Source organism: Alcaligenes sp. (genome assembly GCF_050255915.1).
Classification (GTDB): domain Bacteria; phylum Pseudomonadota; class Gammaproteobacteria; order Burkholderiales; family Burkholderiaceae_B; genus Alcaligenes; species Alcaligenes aquatilis.
In genome coordinates this window covers 86849-100809 of the sequence record NZ_JBFWIQ010000008.1, presented here as the reverse complement: position 1 = coordinate 100809, position 13961 = coordinate 86849, and the positions used below count along the sequence as shown (strand labels likewise).

At 58.7% G+C, this 13961-nt stretch carries 15 protein-coding genes; 13 read left to right on the top strand and 2 right to left on the bottom strand.

Annotated elements, in window-relative coordinates:
- Window positions 1-9: 9 nt before the first annotated feature.
- The 13 genes from fliF to fliR all read left to right on the top strand — a co-directional run bounded on the left by fliF (window position 10) and on the right by fliR (window position 11273).
- Entirely contained in the window at window positions 10-1734 is a 1725-nt protein-coding gene (fliF, locus tag AB7E06_RS11860; RefSeq protein ID WP_125277758.1) for a flagellar basal-body MS-ring/collar protein FliF, read from the top strand.
- Window positions 1721-2731: a flagellar motor switch protein FliG gene (gene fliG / locus AB7E06_RS11855; RefSeq protein WP_094196131.1), complete on the top strand. Its 1011-nt coding sequence runs from the start codon at window positions 1721-1723 to the stop codon at window positions 2729-2731. The genes fliF and fliG overlap by 14 nt, the downstream gene beginning before the upstream one ends.
- An 85-nt stretch (window positions 2732-2816) precedes the next feature.
- Window positions 2817-3557, top strand: a complete 741-nt coding sequence (gene fliH / locus AB7E06_RS11850; RefSeq protein ID WP_094196130.1) for a flagellar assembly protein FliH — start codon at window positions 2817-2819, stop codon at window positions 3555-3557.
- A complete protein-coding gene (fliI, locus tag AB7E06_RS11845) occupies window positions 3558-5000 on the top strand; it encodes a flagellar protein export ATPase FliI (RefSeq protein ID WP_094196129.1) in 1443 nt (480 codons plus the stop codon).
- Between the two features lie 2 nt (window positions 5001-5002).
- Complete coding sequence (gene fliJ, locus AB7E06_RS11840) at window positions 5003-5452, top strand: flagellar export protein FliJ (RefSeq protein ID WP_108727147.1); 450 nt, start codon at window positions 5003-5005, stop codon at window positions 5450-5452.
- A gap of 12 nt (window positions 5453-5464) precedes the next feature.
- A complete protein-coding gene (locus AB7E06_RS11835; RefSeq protein WP_427957105.1) occupies window positions 5465-6820 on the top strand; it encodes a flagellar hook-length control protein FliK in 1356 nt (451 codons plus the stop codon).
- Window positions 6821-7032: 212 nt separating this feature from the next.
- Window positions 7033-7518, top strand: a complete 486-nt coding sequence (locus AB7E06_RS11830) for a flagellar basal body-associated FliL family protein (protein ID WP_376913825.1) — start codon at window positions 7033-7035, stop codon at window positions 7516-7518.
- A complete protein-coding gene (fliM, locus tag AB7E06_RS11825) occupies window positions 7519-8526 on the top strand; it encodes a flagellar motor switch protein FliM (RefSeq protein WP_094196126.1) in 1008 nt (335 codons plus the stop codon).
- Window positions 8523-9029: a flagellar motor switch protein FliN gene (gene fliN, locus AB7E06_RS11820; protein WP_094196125.1), complete on the top strand. Its 507-nt coding sequence runs from the start codon at window positions 8523-8525 to the stop codon at window positions 9027-9029. The genes fliM and fliN overlap by 4 nt, the downstream gene beginning before the upstream one ends.
- A gap of 30 nt (window positions 9030-9059) precedes the next feature.
- Entirely contained in the window at window positions 9060-9335 is a 276-nt protein-coding gene (gene fliO, locus AB7E06_RS11815) for a flagellar biosynthetic protein FliO (RefSeq protein WP_094196124.1), read from the top strand.
- A gap of 7 nt (window positions 9336-9342) precedes the next feature.
- Entirely contained in the window at window positions 9343-10110 is a 768-nt protein-coding gene (gene fliP / locus AB7E06_RS11810) for a flagellar type III secretion system pore protein FliP (protein WP_107685427.1), read from the top strand.
- A 9-nt stretch (window positions 10111-10119) separates the two neighbouring features.
- Window positions 10120-10389 (top strand): flagellar biosynthesis protein FliQ, encoded by a 270-nt coding sequence (gene fliQ, locus AB7E06_RS11805; protein ID WP_003804652.1) that lies wholly within the window; start codon window positions 10120-10122, stop codon window positions 10387-10389.
- 98 nt (window positions 10390-10487) lie between these two features.
- Complete coding sequence (gene fliR / locus AB7E06_RS11800) at window positions 10488-11273, top strand: flagellar biosynthetic protein FliR (protein ID WP_094196122.1); 786 nt, start codon at window positions 10488-10490, stop codon at window positions 11271-11273.
- Here the strand turns inward: fliR and AB7E06_RS11795 are convergent.
- On the bottom strand, window positions 11270-11959 hold the full coding sequence (locus AB7E06_RS11795) for a 3'-5' exonuclease (protein WP_108727146.1): 690 nt from the start codon (window positions 11957-11959) through the stop codon (window positions 11270-11272). The two genes, fliR and AB7E06_RS11795, sit on opposite strands and share 4 nt — an antisense overlap.
- On the bottom strand, window positions 11956-13866 hold the full coding sequence (locus tag AB7E06_RS11790) for a DUF294 nucleotidyltransferase-like domain-containing protein (protein WP_094196120.1): 1911 nt from the start codon (window positions 13864-13866) through the stop codon (window positions 11956-11958). The genes AB7E06_RS11795 and AB7E06_RS11790 overlap by 4 nt, the downstream gene beginning before the upstream one ends.
- Window positions 13867-13961 lie beyond the last annotated feature (95 nt).

Below are 13961 nucleotides of genomic sequence, written 5' to 3'. Positions count from 1 at the left end.
AGGTCATCCATGAGTCAGACCGCACAGTTGCTGAACAAACTCCCTGGCTACGACACGCTACGCACCCTACCCAAAGTGGTGCTGATCGGGCTGGGTGCCGCACTGATTGCTCTGATTGTCGCCCTCTTGCTGTGGAGCCGTGGGCCTGCTTACCAGGTTCTGTTCTCCAACCTGGACGACCGCGATGGCGGTGCGATTGTCTCGGCCCTGGGCCAGATGAACGTGCCTTACCAATTCAACAGCAACGGCACCGCCATTTTGGTGCCACAGGATCGTGTGCACGATGTGCGTATGCAAATGGCCTCACAAGGTCTGCCACGCAGCGGCAATGCCGGTTTCGAGCTGCTCGATCAAAGCCGTTTTGGCGCCAGCCAGTTCACCGAACAAGTGACGTATCAGCGGGCCCTGGAAGGCGAACTGGCTAACTCCATCAAGGCCGTGCATGCCGTCAAGGAAGCGCGTGTTCACCTGGCCATGCCACGTGAAACCTTGTTTGTGCGCGATCGTCAGTCTCCCACCGCCTCTGTCGTGCTGTCGCTGTACCCAGGCCGTGACCTGAGCGAGGGCCAGGTTTCCGCCATCAGTTGGCTGATCTCTTCCAGCGTACCCAATCTGCAGGCCGACAAGGTTTCCATCATTGACCAGAATGGCCGCTTGCTGACAGCGCCCACCGGTGAGATGGGCGCTGATAATCAGCAACGCAATTTTGTAAACGATATTGAATACCGCGCCGTCCAACGTATTCTGACCTTGCTGAACCCCCTGGTCGGTGCCGGCAACGTCCGTGCGCAAGTTACCGCCGAAGTGGACTTCTCGCGCCGCGAACACACCTCCGAGGTCTACAAACCCAACCAGCTGCCCGGCCAGGCCGCAGTGCGTAGCCAGCAGACCAGTTCGTCCCTGCAGCGCAATCCGCAACAGCCTCAGGGCGTACCCGGCGCTTTGAGCAATCAGGCCCCCAATAATGCCGTCGCCAATCTGGTGAACCCGCCTGCCGCGCCCAATCAGCCCCAGGCTCCTGCGGCCGACCCGGCCAATGCGGCAACACAAACGGTCAATGCCGCGAACGCGACGGCTGCCGGTACAGACCCGTCGCTGGTATCCCTGGCCGAGCAAGCCCGCTTGCTGCAAAACACCGGCAATGCGCGTAACGACTCCACCGTGAACTACGAAGTGGATCGCACCATCAGCCACGTCAAAGGTCCCTTGGGCCAATTAAACCGCCTGTCGGTGGCCGTGGTGGTGAACTACCGCGATACGGACAAGGACAAGCAGCCGCTGGATCAGGCAGAACTGGACAAGATCAGCGATCTGGTCAAGCAAGCCGTTGGTTATTCGGCTGAACGAGGCGATAGCCTGAGCGTGGTGAACGGACAGTTCAACGAGCAAGGCGATATTGATACCCCCTTCTGGAAAAATCCGGAGTACCGCGAGCTCGCCATGGAACTGGTCAAATATCTAGTCTTTGCATTCATTTTGTTCATGGCGTGGCGCATCGTCATCAACCCCATCATCCAGGGCCTGATCCAGGCCAAGGCGGTCGCTGACGCGCGCGTCGAACGCCAGAAAGAGGAATCCGCTCGCGAGCAGGCCGCCGAACAACGTGCCGCTGAGATGAGCCGCTACGAAGAGAATCTGAACACCGCCCGCACGATGGCTCACGATGATCCACGCGCTGTGGCTATGGTGTTGCGCTCCTGGTTAAACAAAGATGAAAAAAATGAAAACGGCTAAACCGGACGATTCCATCGAACGCAGTGCGATTTTGATGATGTCCTTGGGGGAAGATGCCGCCGCCGAGGTGTTTCGCCACCTCTCGCCTCGTGAGGTACAGCAGCTCAGTACCGCCATGGCGTCCTTAAAGCAACTGACCCGTGCCGATATGGACGATGCTCTGGAGAGCTTTCGCCAGGAAGCCGACCAGTTCATGGCGGTGGCGCTGGACTCCAATGCCTACATCCGCTCCGTACTGAACAAGGCTCTGGGCTCGGACCGAGCCGCAGGTCTGATCGAGGACTTGCTGGAGAACGGCGAAGGCAGCAGCAGTGGTATTGATGCCCTGAACTGGCTGGATGCGTCCAGCGTGGCCGAGCTGATTGCCGACGAACACCCCCAAATTATTGCCACGATTCTGGTGCATCTGGAGCGTGATCGCGCTGCCGACATTCTGGGCTACATTCCGGATCGTTTGCGCGATGATGTGGTCCTGCGTATTGCCACGTTTGGTGGCGTACAGCCCACTGCCCTGAACGAGCTGACCGAAGTGCTGAACGGCATGCTGTCGGGTCAGGGCGCCAAACGCAGCAAGATGGGTGGCCCGCGCACAGCAGCGGAGATGCTGAACTACATGAACGCCAACCTGGAAGAGTCCGTGCTGACCAGCTTGCGCAGCATGGACGCGGATCTGACCCAGCGCATCGTGGACGAGATGTTCGTATTCGAGAACCTGGCCGATGTGGAAGACATTGCCATCCAGTTGTTGCTCAAGGAAATCGAAACCTCTGCATTGACCATTGCCCTGAAAGGTGCGCCCGAGGAGTTGCGCGACAAGTTCTTCCGCAATATGTCCAACCGTGCCGCCGAAATGCTGCGCGAAGACATCGACGCCCAAGGCCCGATCCGCATGTCCAAGGTGGAGCAAGAGCAAAAAGCCATTGTGCAGGTGGCCCGTCGTCTGGCCGAAGCTGGCCAGATTACGCTGGGTGGCCTAAGTGGGGACGAGTATGTCTAAGACGGCCCCGTTTGGGCAGTGCTTACACGCCCAAACCCGTACGGTCCTGTGTCCAGGCACAAACCACCTGCGCGGGAGCCTGTAAATGTCCAGCCACCGTAAAGCCTCGGCCTATTCGGACCTTCAGGAAAGCTGGAGCCGCTGGCAAATGCAGGGGCTGGATGATCCTGTTGTCGCCCCGGAACCGGAAGAATCGGAATTCGTCCCGCCTACGCAGGAAGAACTGCAACGCGATCTGGAAAACCAGCGCAGCCAGGCCCAGGAAGAAGGTCATGCCCAAGGCTATCAGGCTGGCTTCAACCAGGGGCATGCCGCTGGTCTGGCAGCAGGCCAGGAAAGCGGTCACGCACAGGGCTATGAAGCGGGACTGGCGGCTGGCATGGCCAAGGCCCAGGAACAGATCGACCAGTACATCAAGGAATTTGTTGCTCTGAATCAGAACTGCGCCCAGTCCATCGAACTGATGGATCAGGAAATGGGCCAGTCCCTGATTGAGCTGGCCACGCGCATTGCCGAGCATGTGTTGCAAAGCACCATCAAGACCGAACCCAGCCGCATTCGCGATCTGGTGGCTGAGGTGCTGCGCAGCGATCCGGGCGATACCAGCGCCCTGGAGCTGACCTTGCACCCGGACGACATCAGCCTGGTGCGTGAATTTCTGATCGAGCAAGGCGAGCCCCGCGCCTGGCGTCTGCAAGAAGATCCCCAGCTACAACGCGGCGAATGCCGTGTGCGCTCCAGCTATGGCGATATTGACGCCACCTTTGCCACCCGCTGGAAACGAGCCCTGGCCAGCCTGGGCTTGCCCGTGGCCTCGGAGCCTTGAATGGCAACGCCCCTATTGGCCTCCTCCCCCGAACGCTGGCGCGCCCAGTTGCTGTCCGCACAGCAGCGGGTTCAGGCCATTGAGCCGAACCTGCGCAGTGGCCGCGTGGTCCGCGCCACGGGTCTGGTATTGGAAGCCACCGGTTTGAAGCTGGCAGTAGGGGCTGCCTGCAAAGTGGAGCTGTCGGCTGCGCAAAACATCTGGGCCGAAGCCGAAGTCGTGGGCTTTGAGGGCAGATCCCTCTATTTGATGCCCTTAAGTGAAATCTCCGGCCTGCCTCCCGGCGCCCGCGTAGTACCGGTTGAGGCGCAATTGCAGCCACCCGTGCCACTACCCGACTCCGATCAGCCCGACAGCCTGCCTGCTCAGGCGCGCTCCCGCCATGTCCCGGTTGGGCCCGGCTTGTTAGGCCGAGTCGTCGATGGCAGTGGCAATCCGCTGGACGGTCTGGGCCCGATCGACGCACAAGCCTGCGTCTCACTCAGCCACACCACCCCCAATCCGCTCAAGCGCAGTCCCATCGACACCGTGCTGGACGTGGGCGTGCGTGCCATCAATGGTTTGCTGACGGTGGGCCGTGGTCAGCGCATGGGCCTGTTTGCTGGCTCCGGCGTCGGCAAGAGTGTGCTCCTGGGCATGATGGCCCGCTACACCCAGGCCGACATCATTGTCGTGGGCCTGATCGGCGAGCGGGGCCGCGAAGTTAAAGAGTTTATTGAACACAACCTGGGTGAAGAGGGTCTGCGGCGCTCGGTCGTGGTCGCAGCACCTGCTGACGTCTCACCCTTGCTGCGTTTGCAAGGGGCGGTATACGCCACCCGTCTGGCCGAGTTTTTCCGTGATGAAGGCAAAAACGTCTTGCTGATCATGGATTCGCTAACCCGTTATGCCATGGCCCAGCGTGAAATCGCGCTGGCCATTGGCGAGCCTCCCGCCACCAAGGGCTACCCTCCCTCTGTGTTTGCCAAGCTGCCTGCCCTGGTGGAGCGCGCCGGCAATGGCGAGCCCAATGCACAAGGTCGTTGCGGCTCGATCACCGCGTTCTACACCGTGCTGACCGAGGGTGATGACCAGCAAGACCCCATTGCCGATTCGGCCCGCGCGATTCTGGACGGCCACATTGTGCTGTCGCGCAGTCTGGCGGAAACCGGCCATTACCCAGCCATTGATATCGAAGCCTCCATCTCGCGGGTCATGCCCAGCATTGTGGATCCGGAGCAGATCAAGATGGTGCATCGCTTCAAGAGCCTGCTCTCCAGCTATCAGCGTAACCGCGACCTGATTGCCGTTGGCGCCTATACCCGTGGCAATGATCCCGCCATTGATCAGGCCATTGACCGTTTCCCCTGGCTGCAAGCCTATCTGTGCCAGGGTATGCAACAACGTGTGGACGTGCCACGCGCCTTTGATGAATTGAACGCCGTTTTAAATAGCGAGCAATAGCCATGAAAGCCAATGCCTCTTTACAAACGCTGGTCGATCTCAGTCAGAACAATGTGGACGATGCGGCCCGCCATTTGCAAGAGCTGCGCACGGAGCGCGATGCCGCCCATTCGCAGCTGGACATGTTGCAAACCTATCGCCAGGACTACGCCCAGCGCCTGCTGAATGTGGGTCAAACCGGGGTAACCATGGCGAATTACCACAATTTCCGCCGCTTTATCGTGACATTGGACCAAGCCATTTCCCAGCAAAATAGTGTTATCCAAGCGCTGGAAGAGAAAATGGAGCAGGGACGCCAGCTCTGGTATGGCCACCTGCAACGCTTGAAGGCCTATGAAACCTTGATCGACCGCCGGCTCCAGACTCAACAAGTCCAGCAACAAAGAATGGAACAACGAAACAGCGATGAAATCGCTGCTCGTCTCTTTACCCGTAGCCAGACCGCCTATTAAACAAGCGCCGCCATGACTTCGCCCTCTCTTTCGGTTTTACCTGCGGCCCCTGCCGCACCCTCGGCCCCCGCCACTCACACGGCCGGGCCTGCGGCTGCGCATGCGCCCAAAGACGAAGGTTTTGCCCGGCACTTGCACACGCAACAGCAACAGGTGCAAAACAAAGGAGCTGGCAAAACACCGGCACCTGCCAAACAGGACAGCGCCAAAACCCAGGTTCCTACAGACAATCCCAAACTGGCAGACGCGGTAGCCGAACAAGCCGACACCAGCGAGCTGGACACCCTGATCAAGGACCCTGCCCTGCTGCTTGCCGATCAAAGCGATTTGAACCTGGACACCGAGGCTCAGGCCAATAGTGGCCTACCCGCCATGGCCTTGTCGATTCTGTCTCAAGTGCAGGCCATCAAAAATGGCAAGGCCGATCTCAACGCGGCACAAACCGATAGCAAACTGCCTCTGAAAGGGGCTGATACACGCCAGATTCTGGCGACCGACTTGAATGACAACATCCGCCGACAGCCTCAGACGCTCCCCTTGAGCGCGGCTGAGGTGCGAACCGATGTTGACCTGAAGGCTGAACTGACTACGCCCAAAACCGTGGAAATCAGCAATCCAGTCGCTGCCATAGCTGCCCGCAAACCTGCCATCCATGCCACGCAAGTGCTCAATCACAAGCCGCCTAGCGCCGACATCTCCACCACGGCGGTCTGGTCCCAGACTCAGTTGATGGATGAAGCATCGGCCAGCCTGGCGGCCTTTGGTCGACAAATTGCTGAAGATGCACGTGCTGGCGTGAACCTGAACCTGCCGGCGCTAGATGCGTCCTTGCTGGCCCAACTGACCGCCACACCGGGCGCTACCCAGACCCACAGCCCAGCGACTTTGCCCAGTCCCATGACGCTGGCCGTTGCCACGCCGGTTCACTCCCCCGAATGGGGAGCCGCCATGGGCCGTCAAATGATCACTTTGGCCCAACAGGCTCAGGGGGGCGTTCAAAGTGCTGATATCCGCCTGGATCCACCCGAACTGGGCCCCTTGCGCATTACCTTGCAGATGCAAGATGGCGTGGCACACGCCATGATTACCTCGCCCCACGCCCAAGTCCGCCACACCCTGGAACAGTCCTTGCAACAACTGCAACAACAGTTTGCAGACAGTGGCCTGAGCCTGGGACAGGCTGATGTAGGTGACCAGCACGCCTCGCACCAAGCTTTTCACGAGCAATTGGCGGCCAAGGGCAATCAGGGCGATCAACCCCGCTTCAGCCTGGACGGGATGGCTTTGCCTGACGAGACCGGCTCCTTGGTGAACAGCAGCACTACCCGCTCGCTCAATCCTGACGCGCTGGTTGATACCTTCGCCTGACTCACAGCCTCACAGACAGCCCGGCAAAAAGCATGATTAAGCTCGAAAAGCAGCGTCTATTCGCCGGGCCTGTCCTGTCTGACCTCCGGCACAATAGCTCAGGCATGCAGTCAGGCTCAGGCCAGACATGCGTTTGTCTGTTTGTCATACGCTAGAAAATTCAACGCTCACATCACATGGCCCGAAAAGCACCCACCAAACTTGCACGCCTGATGAAAACCGGTCTGCTGGTTCTGTTTATTATCGCCGCTAGCGTGGGCGCAACGCTGTACTACTCCCTGCAACAAAGCAGCACGCCTGCCTGGTTGGCCTGGGCAGAAAAAGGCCAGTCGGTTGAAGCCGCAACTGCGCCTGATGCCCCCCCGGAGGTCAAAGTCAACGTCAAGCCCATCTTTGCGCCCCTGGATCCCTTTACCGTCACCCTGAACGAGAATGGTCGCTCGCGCATCCTGTACGTAGGCATTACCTTGCGTGTCCAGGACGATGGCTCGCGTGCCATGCTGGTGGAGTACATGCCGATGGTGCGTGACCGCGTACTCAAGATTCTGGCTGAACAGCGCCCCACCTACATCCAGACTTCCGAAGGGCGTCAAGCCTTGGTTGCACAGCTTAGCGCCGGCCTGAAAGAGCCCTACGCGCTCAATACCGCTGTACCGACCATCAATGATGTCCTGTTCACCGCCTTTGTCATCCAATAAATGTCGTATCAGAGCTTCCTATCCCAAGACGAAGTCGATGCACTGCTGGCCGGTGTTACCGGCGAAGGCGCTGACACCAAGCCCTTAAATGAAAACCTGACTGGCGTACGGGCCTATGACCTGACTTCGCCAGACCGGGTAGTGCGTCACCGCATGCAGACCCTGGAGCTGATCAACGAGCGTTTTGCCCGTCGCTTGCGCTCGACCATGCTCAGCTTCATGCGCCGCAACGCGGACATTACCGTCGGCTCCATTCGTATTCAGAAGTACTCGGACTTCGAGCGCAACCTGCCCGTGCCCAGCAATCTGAACATGGTGTCCTTAAAGCCCTTGCGCGGCGTGTCGCTGTTTACCTTCGACCCGAACCTGGTCTTTTTGATTATCGACAGCCTGTTTGGTGGCCATGGCCGCTACAACACCCGTGTCGAGGGCCGCGACTTCACCACCACCGAGCAGCGCATCATCCAGCGTTTACTGACCCTGACCCTGGAGAGCTACTGTGGTGCCTGGGAGTCCATCTACCCGCTGGAAGCGGAGTACATGCGCTCAGAGATGCACACCAAGTTTGCCAGCATCAGCAGCAGCAACGACATCGTGGTGGTGACCTCGTTCAATATTGAATTTGGTGCCCAAGGCGGCAATCTGAACATCTGCCTGCCCTACTCCATGATCGAGCCGGTGCGCGACCTTCTGACGCGCCCCTTGCAAGACAAAGGCACCAACGACATTGACCAGCGCTGGACTCACCAGCTCTCGCGCCAGGTGCGCAGCGCCGAGGTCGAACTGATTGCCAACTTCGTCAACATAGACATGACCATTGCCGAACTGACTCAGCTCAAGGTCAATGATGTGTTGCCGATTGAAATCCCCACCCTTATTGAAGCCCACGTGGATGGTGTACCGATTCTGGAATGCCAGTATGGCACCTCCGGCGGCCGCTACTCCTTGCGGGTAGAAAACATCTTGGCCACCCACGACAGCGATTTGACTAAAGGTAAGTCCCTATGAGCGACCCTCACAACCCTAACGACCGGTCTGCGCCCGAGGACGACTGGGCAGCCGCGATGGCTGAGCAACAGGCTGGCAGCCAAAGCAGCACCCAAGCCCAAGGATTGGAACAGCCCCTGCAGGATGACTGGGCCTCGGCCCTGGCCGAGCAAAGCGCCGCCGCTCCTGTGCACGACGAGCCCAGCCCAGCCAGCAATCTGTTCCCGCCCATAGAGCACGCCCAGACCAATGCCACCACCGATATCGACATGATCATGGACATTCCAGTCCAGTTGTCGGTGGAACTGGGCCGCACACGTCTGACCATCAAGAACATTCTGCAACTGGGCCAGGGCTCGGTGGTGGAACTGGACGGCCTGGCCGGTGAGCCGCTGGATATTTACGTGAACGGCTACCTGATTGCTCAAGGCGAAGTGGTCGTGGTGGACGATAAATACGGTATTCGCGTCACCGACATCGTGACCCCATCGGACCGTATCCAACGCCTGAACGGCCGCCGCTAGAGCATGGAACAAGCCCAGCTCGTCAGAATCATGCTTAGCCTGCTGCTGGTTGTAGGCCTGATTCTGGCAGCCGCCTGGGTTGCCCGTCGTGGCGGGCTACTGAAAAACAAGAACCAGCAACGTATCAAGATTCTGGACAATCAACGCCTGGGGCCACGCAGCAGTGTGGCCTTGGTGCAGATCGATGGCCAGGAAATTCTGATTGGCATCACCCCTCAACAGATCAGCCTGCTGCACACCGCGAACCCTGCTGGCTCCGAACCGAACTTCCAGGCCCATCTGGACCAGCACCGTGCGCCCCGCTGACCGCCTCATGACCGCACACCTTTCTCCCGCCCAGCGCACTGGCCTGATCGTGCTTCTGGCCTTGATTGGCCTGTTCCTGCCGTCCCAGACCTGGGCCCAGGCTATTCCGGCCATTACCAGCACAGCTGGCCCGAACGGTTCGCAGACCTGGTCGCTCAGCATCCAGACACTGGCCATGCTGACCATGATGTCCTTTCTGCCAGCCGCCTTGCTGATGATGACCGGTTTTACCCGCGTCATCATTGTGCTGGGGCTGCTGCGAAATGCGATGGGTACGGGTACAGCACCACCTAACACCGTGCTGGTGGGCCTGGCCCTGTTTCTGACCTTCTTTGTCATGTCGCCGGTGTTTGATCAGGTCTATCAAGACGCCTACAAACCTTTGTCGGAAAACAAGATCAGCTTTGAGACCGCGCTGGAGCAAGGCGCACAGCCCCTGAAAACATTCATGCTGCATCAGACCCGCGAGGCGGACTTGAAGCTGTTTGGCGATATGGCGGGCGTGGCTGAGCTGCAGACGCCGGAAGACGTGCCCTTGCGCGTGCTGGTGCCCGCTTTTGTGACCAGTGAGCTGAAAACTGCCTTCCAGATCGGCTTTACAATTTTCATTCCCTTTCTGATCATTGACCTGGTCATTGCCAGCGTCCTGATGTCCCTGGGGATGATGATGGTCCCGCCGGTGACCATCTCGCTGCCCTTTAAGCTCATGCTGTTTGTGCTGGCCGATGGCTGGCATCTGCTGCTCGGCTCCCTGGCCCGCAGCTTCTACCAATAAAGGACTGTCATGACTCCCGAGACCGTCATGTCCATGACCTATACCGCCCTGAAACTGGCCCTGTCCATGGCCGGCCCCATGTTGATTGTGGTGCTGGTGGTCGGTTTGGGCATCAGTATTTTTCAAGCGGCTACCCAGATCAACGAGATGACACTGTCCTTCATCCCCAAGCTGCTGGCGATGGGTATTACCGTTGTGCTGCTGGGCCCTTGGCTGATCAACAATATGGTCGACTACATGCAGGGCCTCTTGCGAGGCATTCCTGGACTGGTCAACTAAGACCGGCCACCGCGACAAGGAGCCCTTTGTGAGTACACCACCGTGTGACTGGCCAAGCGCAGGGCCTTGTTCACTCAACAGGCCCTAGGTTTGCTGCCGTGCTCGACCTGAATTCTGCCCAGCTCTATGCCTGGCTTAATGCCTTTTTGTGGCCCTTCATCCGTATTCTGGCCACCCTGGCCACCGTTCCCTTTTTCAGCGAATCTGCGATCCCCAAGCGGGCCAAAGTGGGTCTGGGTTTTGTCCTGACCCTGATTATCGCGCCCTCCCTGCCGCCCCTGCCTGACCTGCCCACCGCCTCTTACGAGGCTTTGCTGATTGCAGCTCAACAAGTCTTCATCGGGATTGCGCTAGGGTTGACCATGCGCATCGTGTTTGCGGCGGTGCAAACGGCAGGCGAGTTTATCGGTCTGCAAATGGGTTTGTCTTTTGCCTCATTTTTTGACCCGGCTACCGGCGCCAATACCGCCGTGCTGTCACGTTTGCTGAACGTGATTGCCGTGCTGACCTTTCTGGCCCTGAACGGTCACCTGCTCTTGCTCGGTGTTCTGGTTCGCACCTTCCATGTGCTGCCTATCGGAGCCGACCTGCACATCAATGGCTGGGGTGCCTTGCTGGATTGGAGCAGTGAGCTCTGGGTCTCAGGCATGTTGCTGGCCCTGCCGCTGATTATTGTGCTGCTGACGATTAACCTGGCCTTCGGAATCTTGAACCGGACCGCCCAGCAACTGACCATTTTTGCCGTTGGTTTCCCAATTACGCTGACGGTCGGTCTGACGTTGCTCGTGGTCGTGATCCCGCAAACCACCCCATTCCTGGCCCAACTGTTCAATTCCGGCTACGAAGCCATGATGCGAGTTGCCTTCGGGCTGGCCGGCCCTTAAAACGCGTGGGCCTGCCGTTGCTTGTGTGACTGCATCAGGCGCCGGGCCTGCCCGATGGTCACCACGCCTTTTTGCCGGGCACGCCCAATCAAGAGCTGCATCAACTGCGCACTGACCAAGGCATCACCCAAGGCATCATGGCGGTCACTGACGGGCAAGCCACAATATCTCAGACAATCGTCCAGACCCAGGCGGCGGCCACGCCACTCAGGCAGTACACAAGCAGCCAGCTCGGCCAGGTCCAGAATCAAAGGCCGGGCTTGCTCCAGACCTGCCTGCGGCCAGGCACGATCCAGAAATGCCAGATCAAAGTCGGCGTCCCAGGCCACCCACACCGTGTTCTCTGAATAACGCGCAAAGTCACGCATGAGCTGTGGCAGTGGCTCGCCTTGCTCCTGTCGCTGTGGGCTGATCTCATGAATCAGCAGGCTTTCCGGGCTGCGCTCACCATGAGTCCGAACCAGACCGGACCAGACATTACCCAAGGCAATGGAACCGCTTTCCAACCGTACCGCACCGATCTGCACAATATGGTGACGCTTGGGATCCAAACCGCTGGTCTCCAGATCCAGCACGGTAAAAGCGGCGTTATCCAACGCCTGCTCGTCTATTGCGCTCCAGGACAAGGAGAGGCTGCGTGCAGCAAACGAGGGTTTGCGCCAAGGTAGCCAGGAGAGCCATTTCATAAGCGATACCGGAAAGCCAGAATACGTTGGGCACGACGCACTTGGGACAAGGCCTCACGCAAGACACGCGCATCCAATGCGCCCAAAGTACTCAAGCGCACCAGATTGTCAGGTTCCTGCCCCTCCTGCAACTGGGTCTGATGATGCTGCAAGCGCAACAATTGCAGATAACGGTAGGCCTCACGCAGGCCTTCTGACTCCTCGGCCGTAAAAACACCACGCTGGGTCAGCACGGCCAGCCTGTCCATGGAGGAGGGCAATTCGCAACCATGTGCCAGGGCCAGCACACGCAGCACATCCACCATCGGTGCCAAGGCCTGTTTCTTGATATCCAACTTGTCATCGCCCTGCCCCATCAAGGCTTCCAGGCGACTACGTTTTTTACCGCTGGGAATACGGGTCTGACAGGTACTTTGGGCCAGCATGCGCTGGAACACAGGATTATCATTCACCATACCCAGAACCCGACGCTGCATGCGCTGCAACACGCTGCTTTGGCCCCAGATGGCACGGCAATCAAAATAAATCGTGGACTCCAGCAACTGCTCGGGGGCAGGCCGTTCGATCATGATCTGAAAGCGATGCAACCACTCGGCCTCAGACAGGCACAGCTCAGGATTGCTGGCCATGATATTGCCAGTACACCAGACCATCCCGCAGCGATCCAGGGCTTCATTGACCCGACGCGCAAAAGGCAAGAGCAAGGCTCGATAGGCCTTAGCCTGTTCGGGGGAGTTGGCGACAAACACAATCCCGTTGTCCTGATCCGTGTGACGGGTTTGCTCACCACGGGCCTGGCTACCAAAAGCCAGCCAGCAAAACTCGATCTCATCCAAGCCGGAGCCGGGCAAGGTCAATTCAATCGTGCGCTGAACCGTGTGGTCATTCAGGCGCGTAATGACAGCCGTCAATTGCTCGGATCGTGCACCGTGAGCCAGCATGGCATCGACCAGCCGCCCAATATCCGACTGCAAGCGCACCAGCACCGACACGTCCTGTGCACAGCGCAAGGCACGCGACAAATGCACCAGATCCACGCGTTGCAAAGAAAACACATCACGCTCGGACACCATGCCCACGACCTTGTGGTCTTGAACCAGGCAAATATGGCCGATTTGGTGCTCCACCATCAGCAAGGCCGCATCAAAGGCCGAAGACTGTGGCACCAGCCAGACCGGATCCGGTGTCATGACTTGCGACATGGCCTGAGTCGGGTCGTACTGGCCGCCCGCCACCAAGCGACGCAAATCTCGCAAGGTAAAGATGCCCAGCAAATGCTGGTCGGGATTAACGACCACTATGCTGCTGACCTGACGCTCATGCATGTCTTTGACGGCCTGCTCTACCGGACAGTCTGGCAAGCAACTGAGCAAACCGCGTTCTGTCATCGCCTGCAGACTCATGTCCAAGGTATAGCTGGCACCCAAATCCGCACTGGCACTTTGCTGGGCACTGCGCCAGACCGAAGCCAGCAAGCTGCTGGTACCTCGCAGGCAGTAATCCCGAAATGGTTCGCTCGTACTGAGCAGATGGGCAACGGCTTCACCGGACACGCACAAGGTAAAGCAGTCTTCCTGCACCTGGTAAGCACTACCCAGGGCCTGTCCCGAGACCAGCTCACGCACGGGCAGAAGATCTCCTTCCACATAGTCGTGCGTCTCGCCATGCTCCTGGCAGCTAATTTGCCCTTGGCGAACAATGTAAAGCTGATCAACCCGCGCGCCTTCTTCCAGCAGCACCTGTCCGGCTGAAAAGAACCGTAGCTCGCTATGTTCGATCAGGTAATCGCCATGCTGGGCCTGCATCTGATCAAAAGGCGGGTAAGCAATCAACCAGGCCAAGATGCCGGGCGCCTTTTGGCGCACCGCCGTCTTGGCCACGGATTCACCGGGAATCGCGAAGGACATGGGGCGTCTCTGCTGGCTATAGACAAAGAATTATTGTGCCATGCAGCATGGCCTTCACAAGCCCTGTTTTTCTAGGGGATTTCAACTATAGGCAT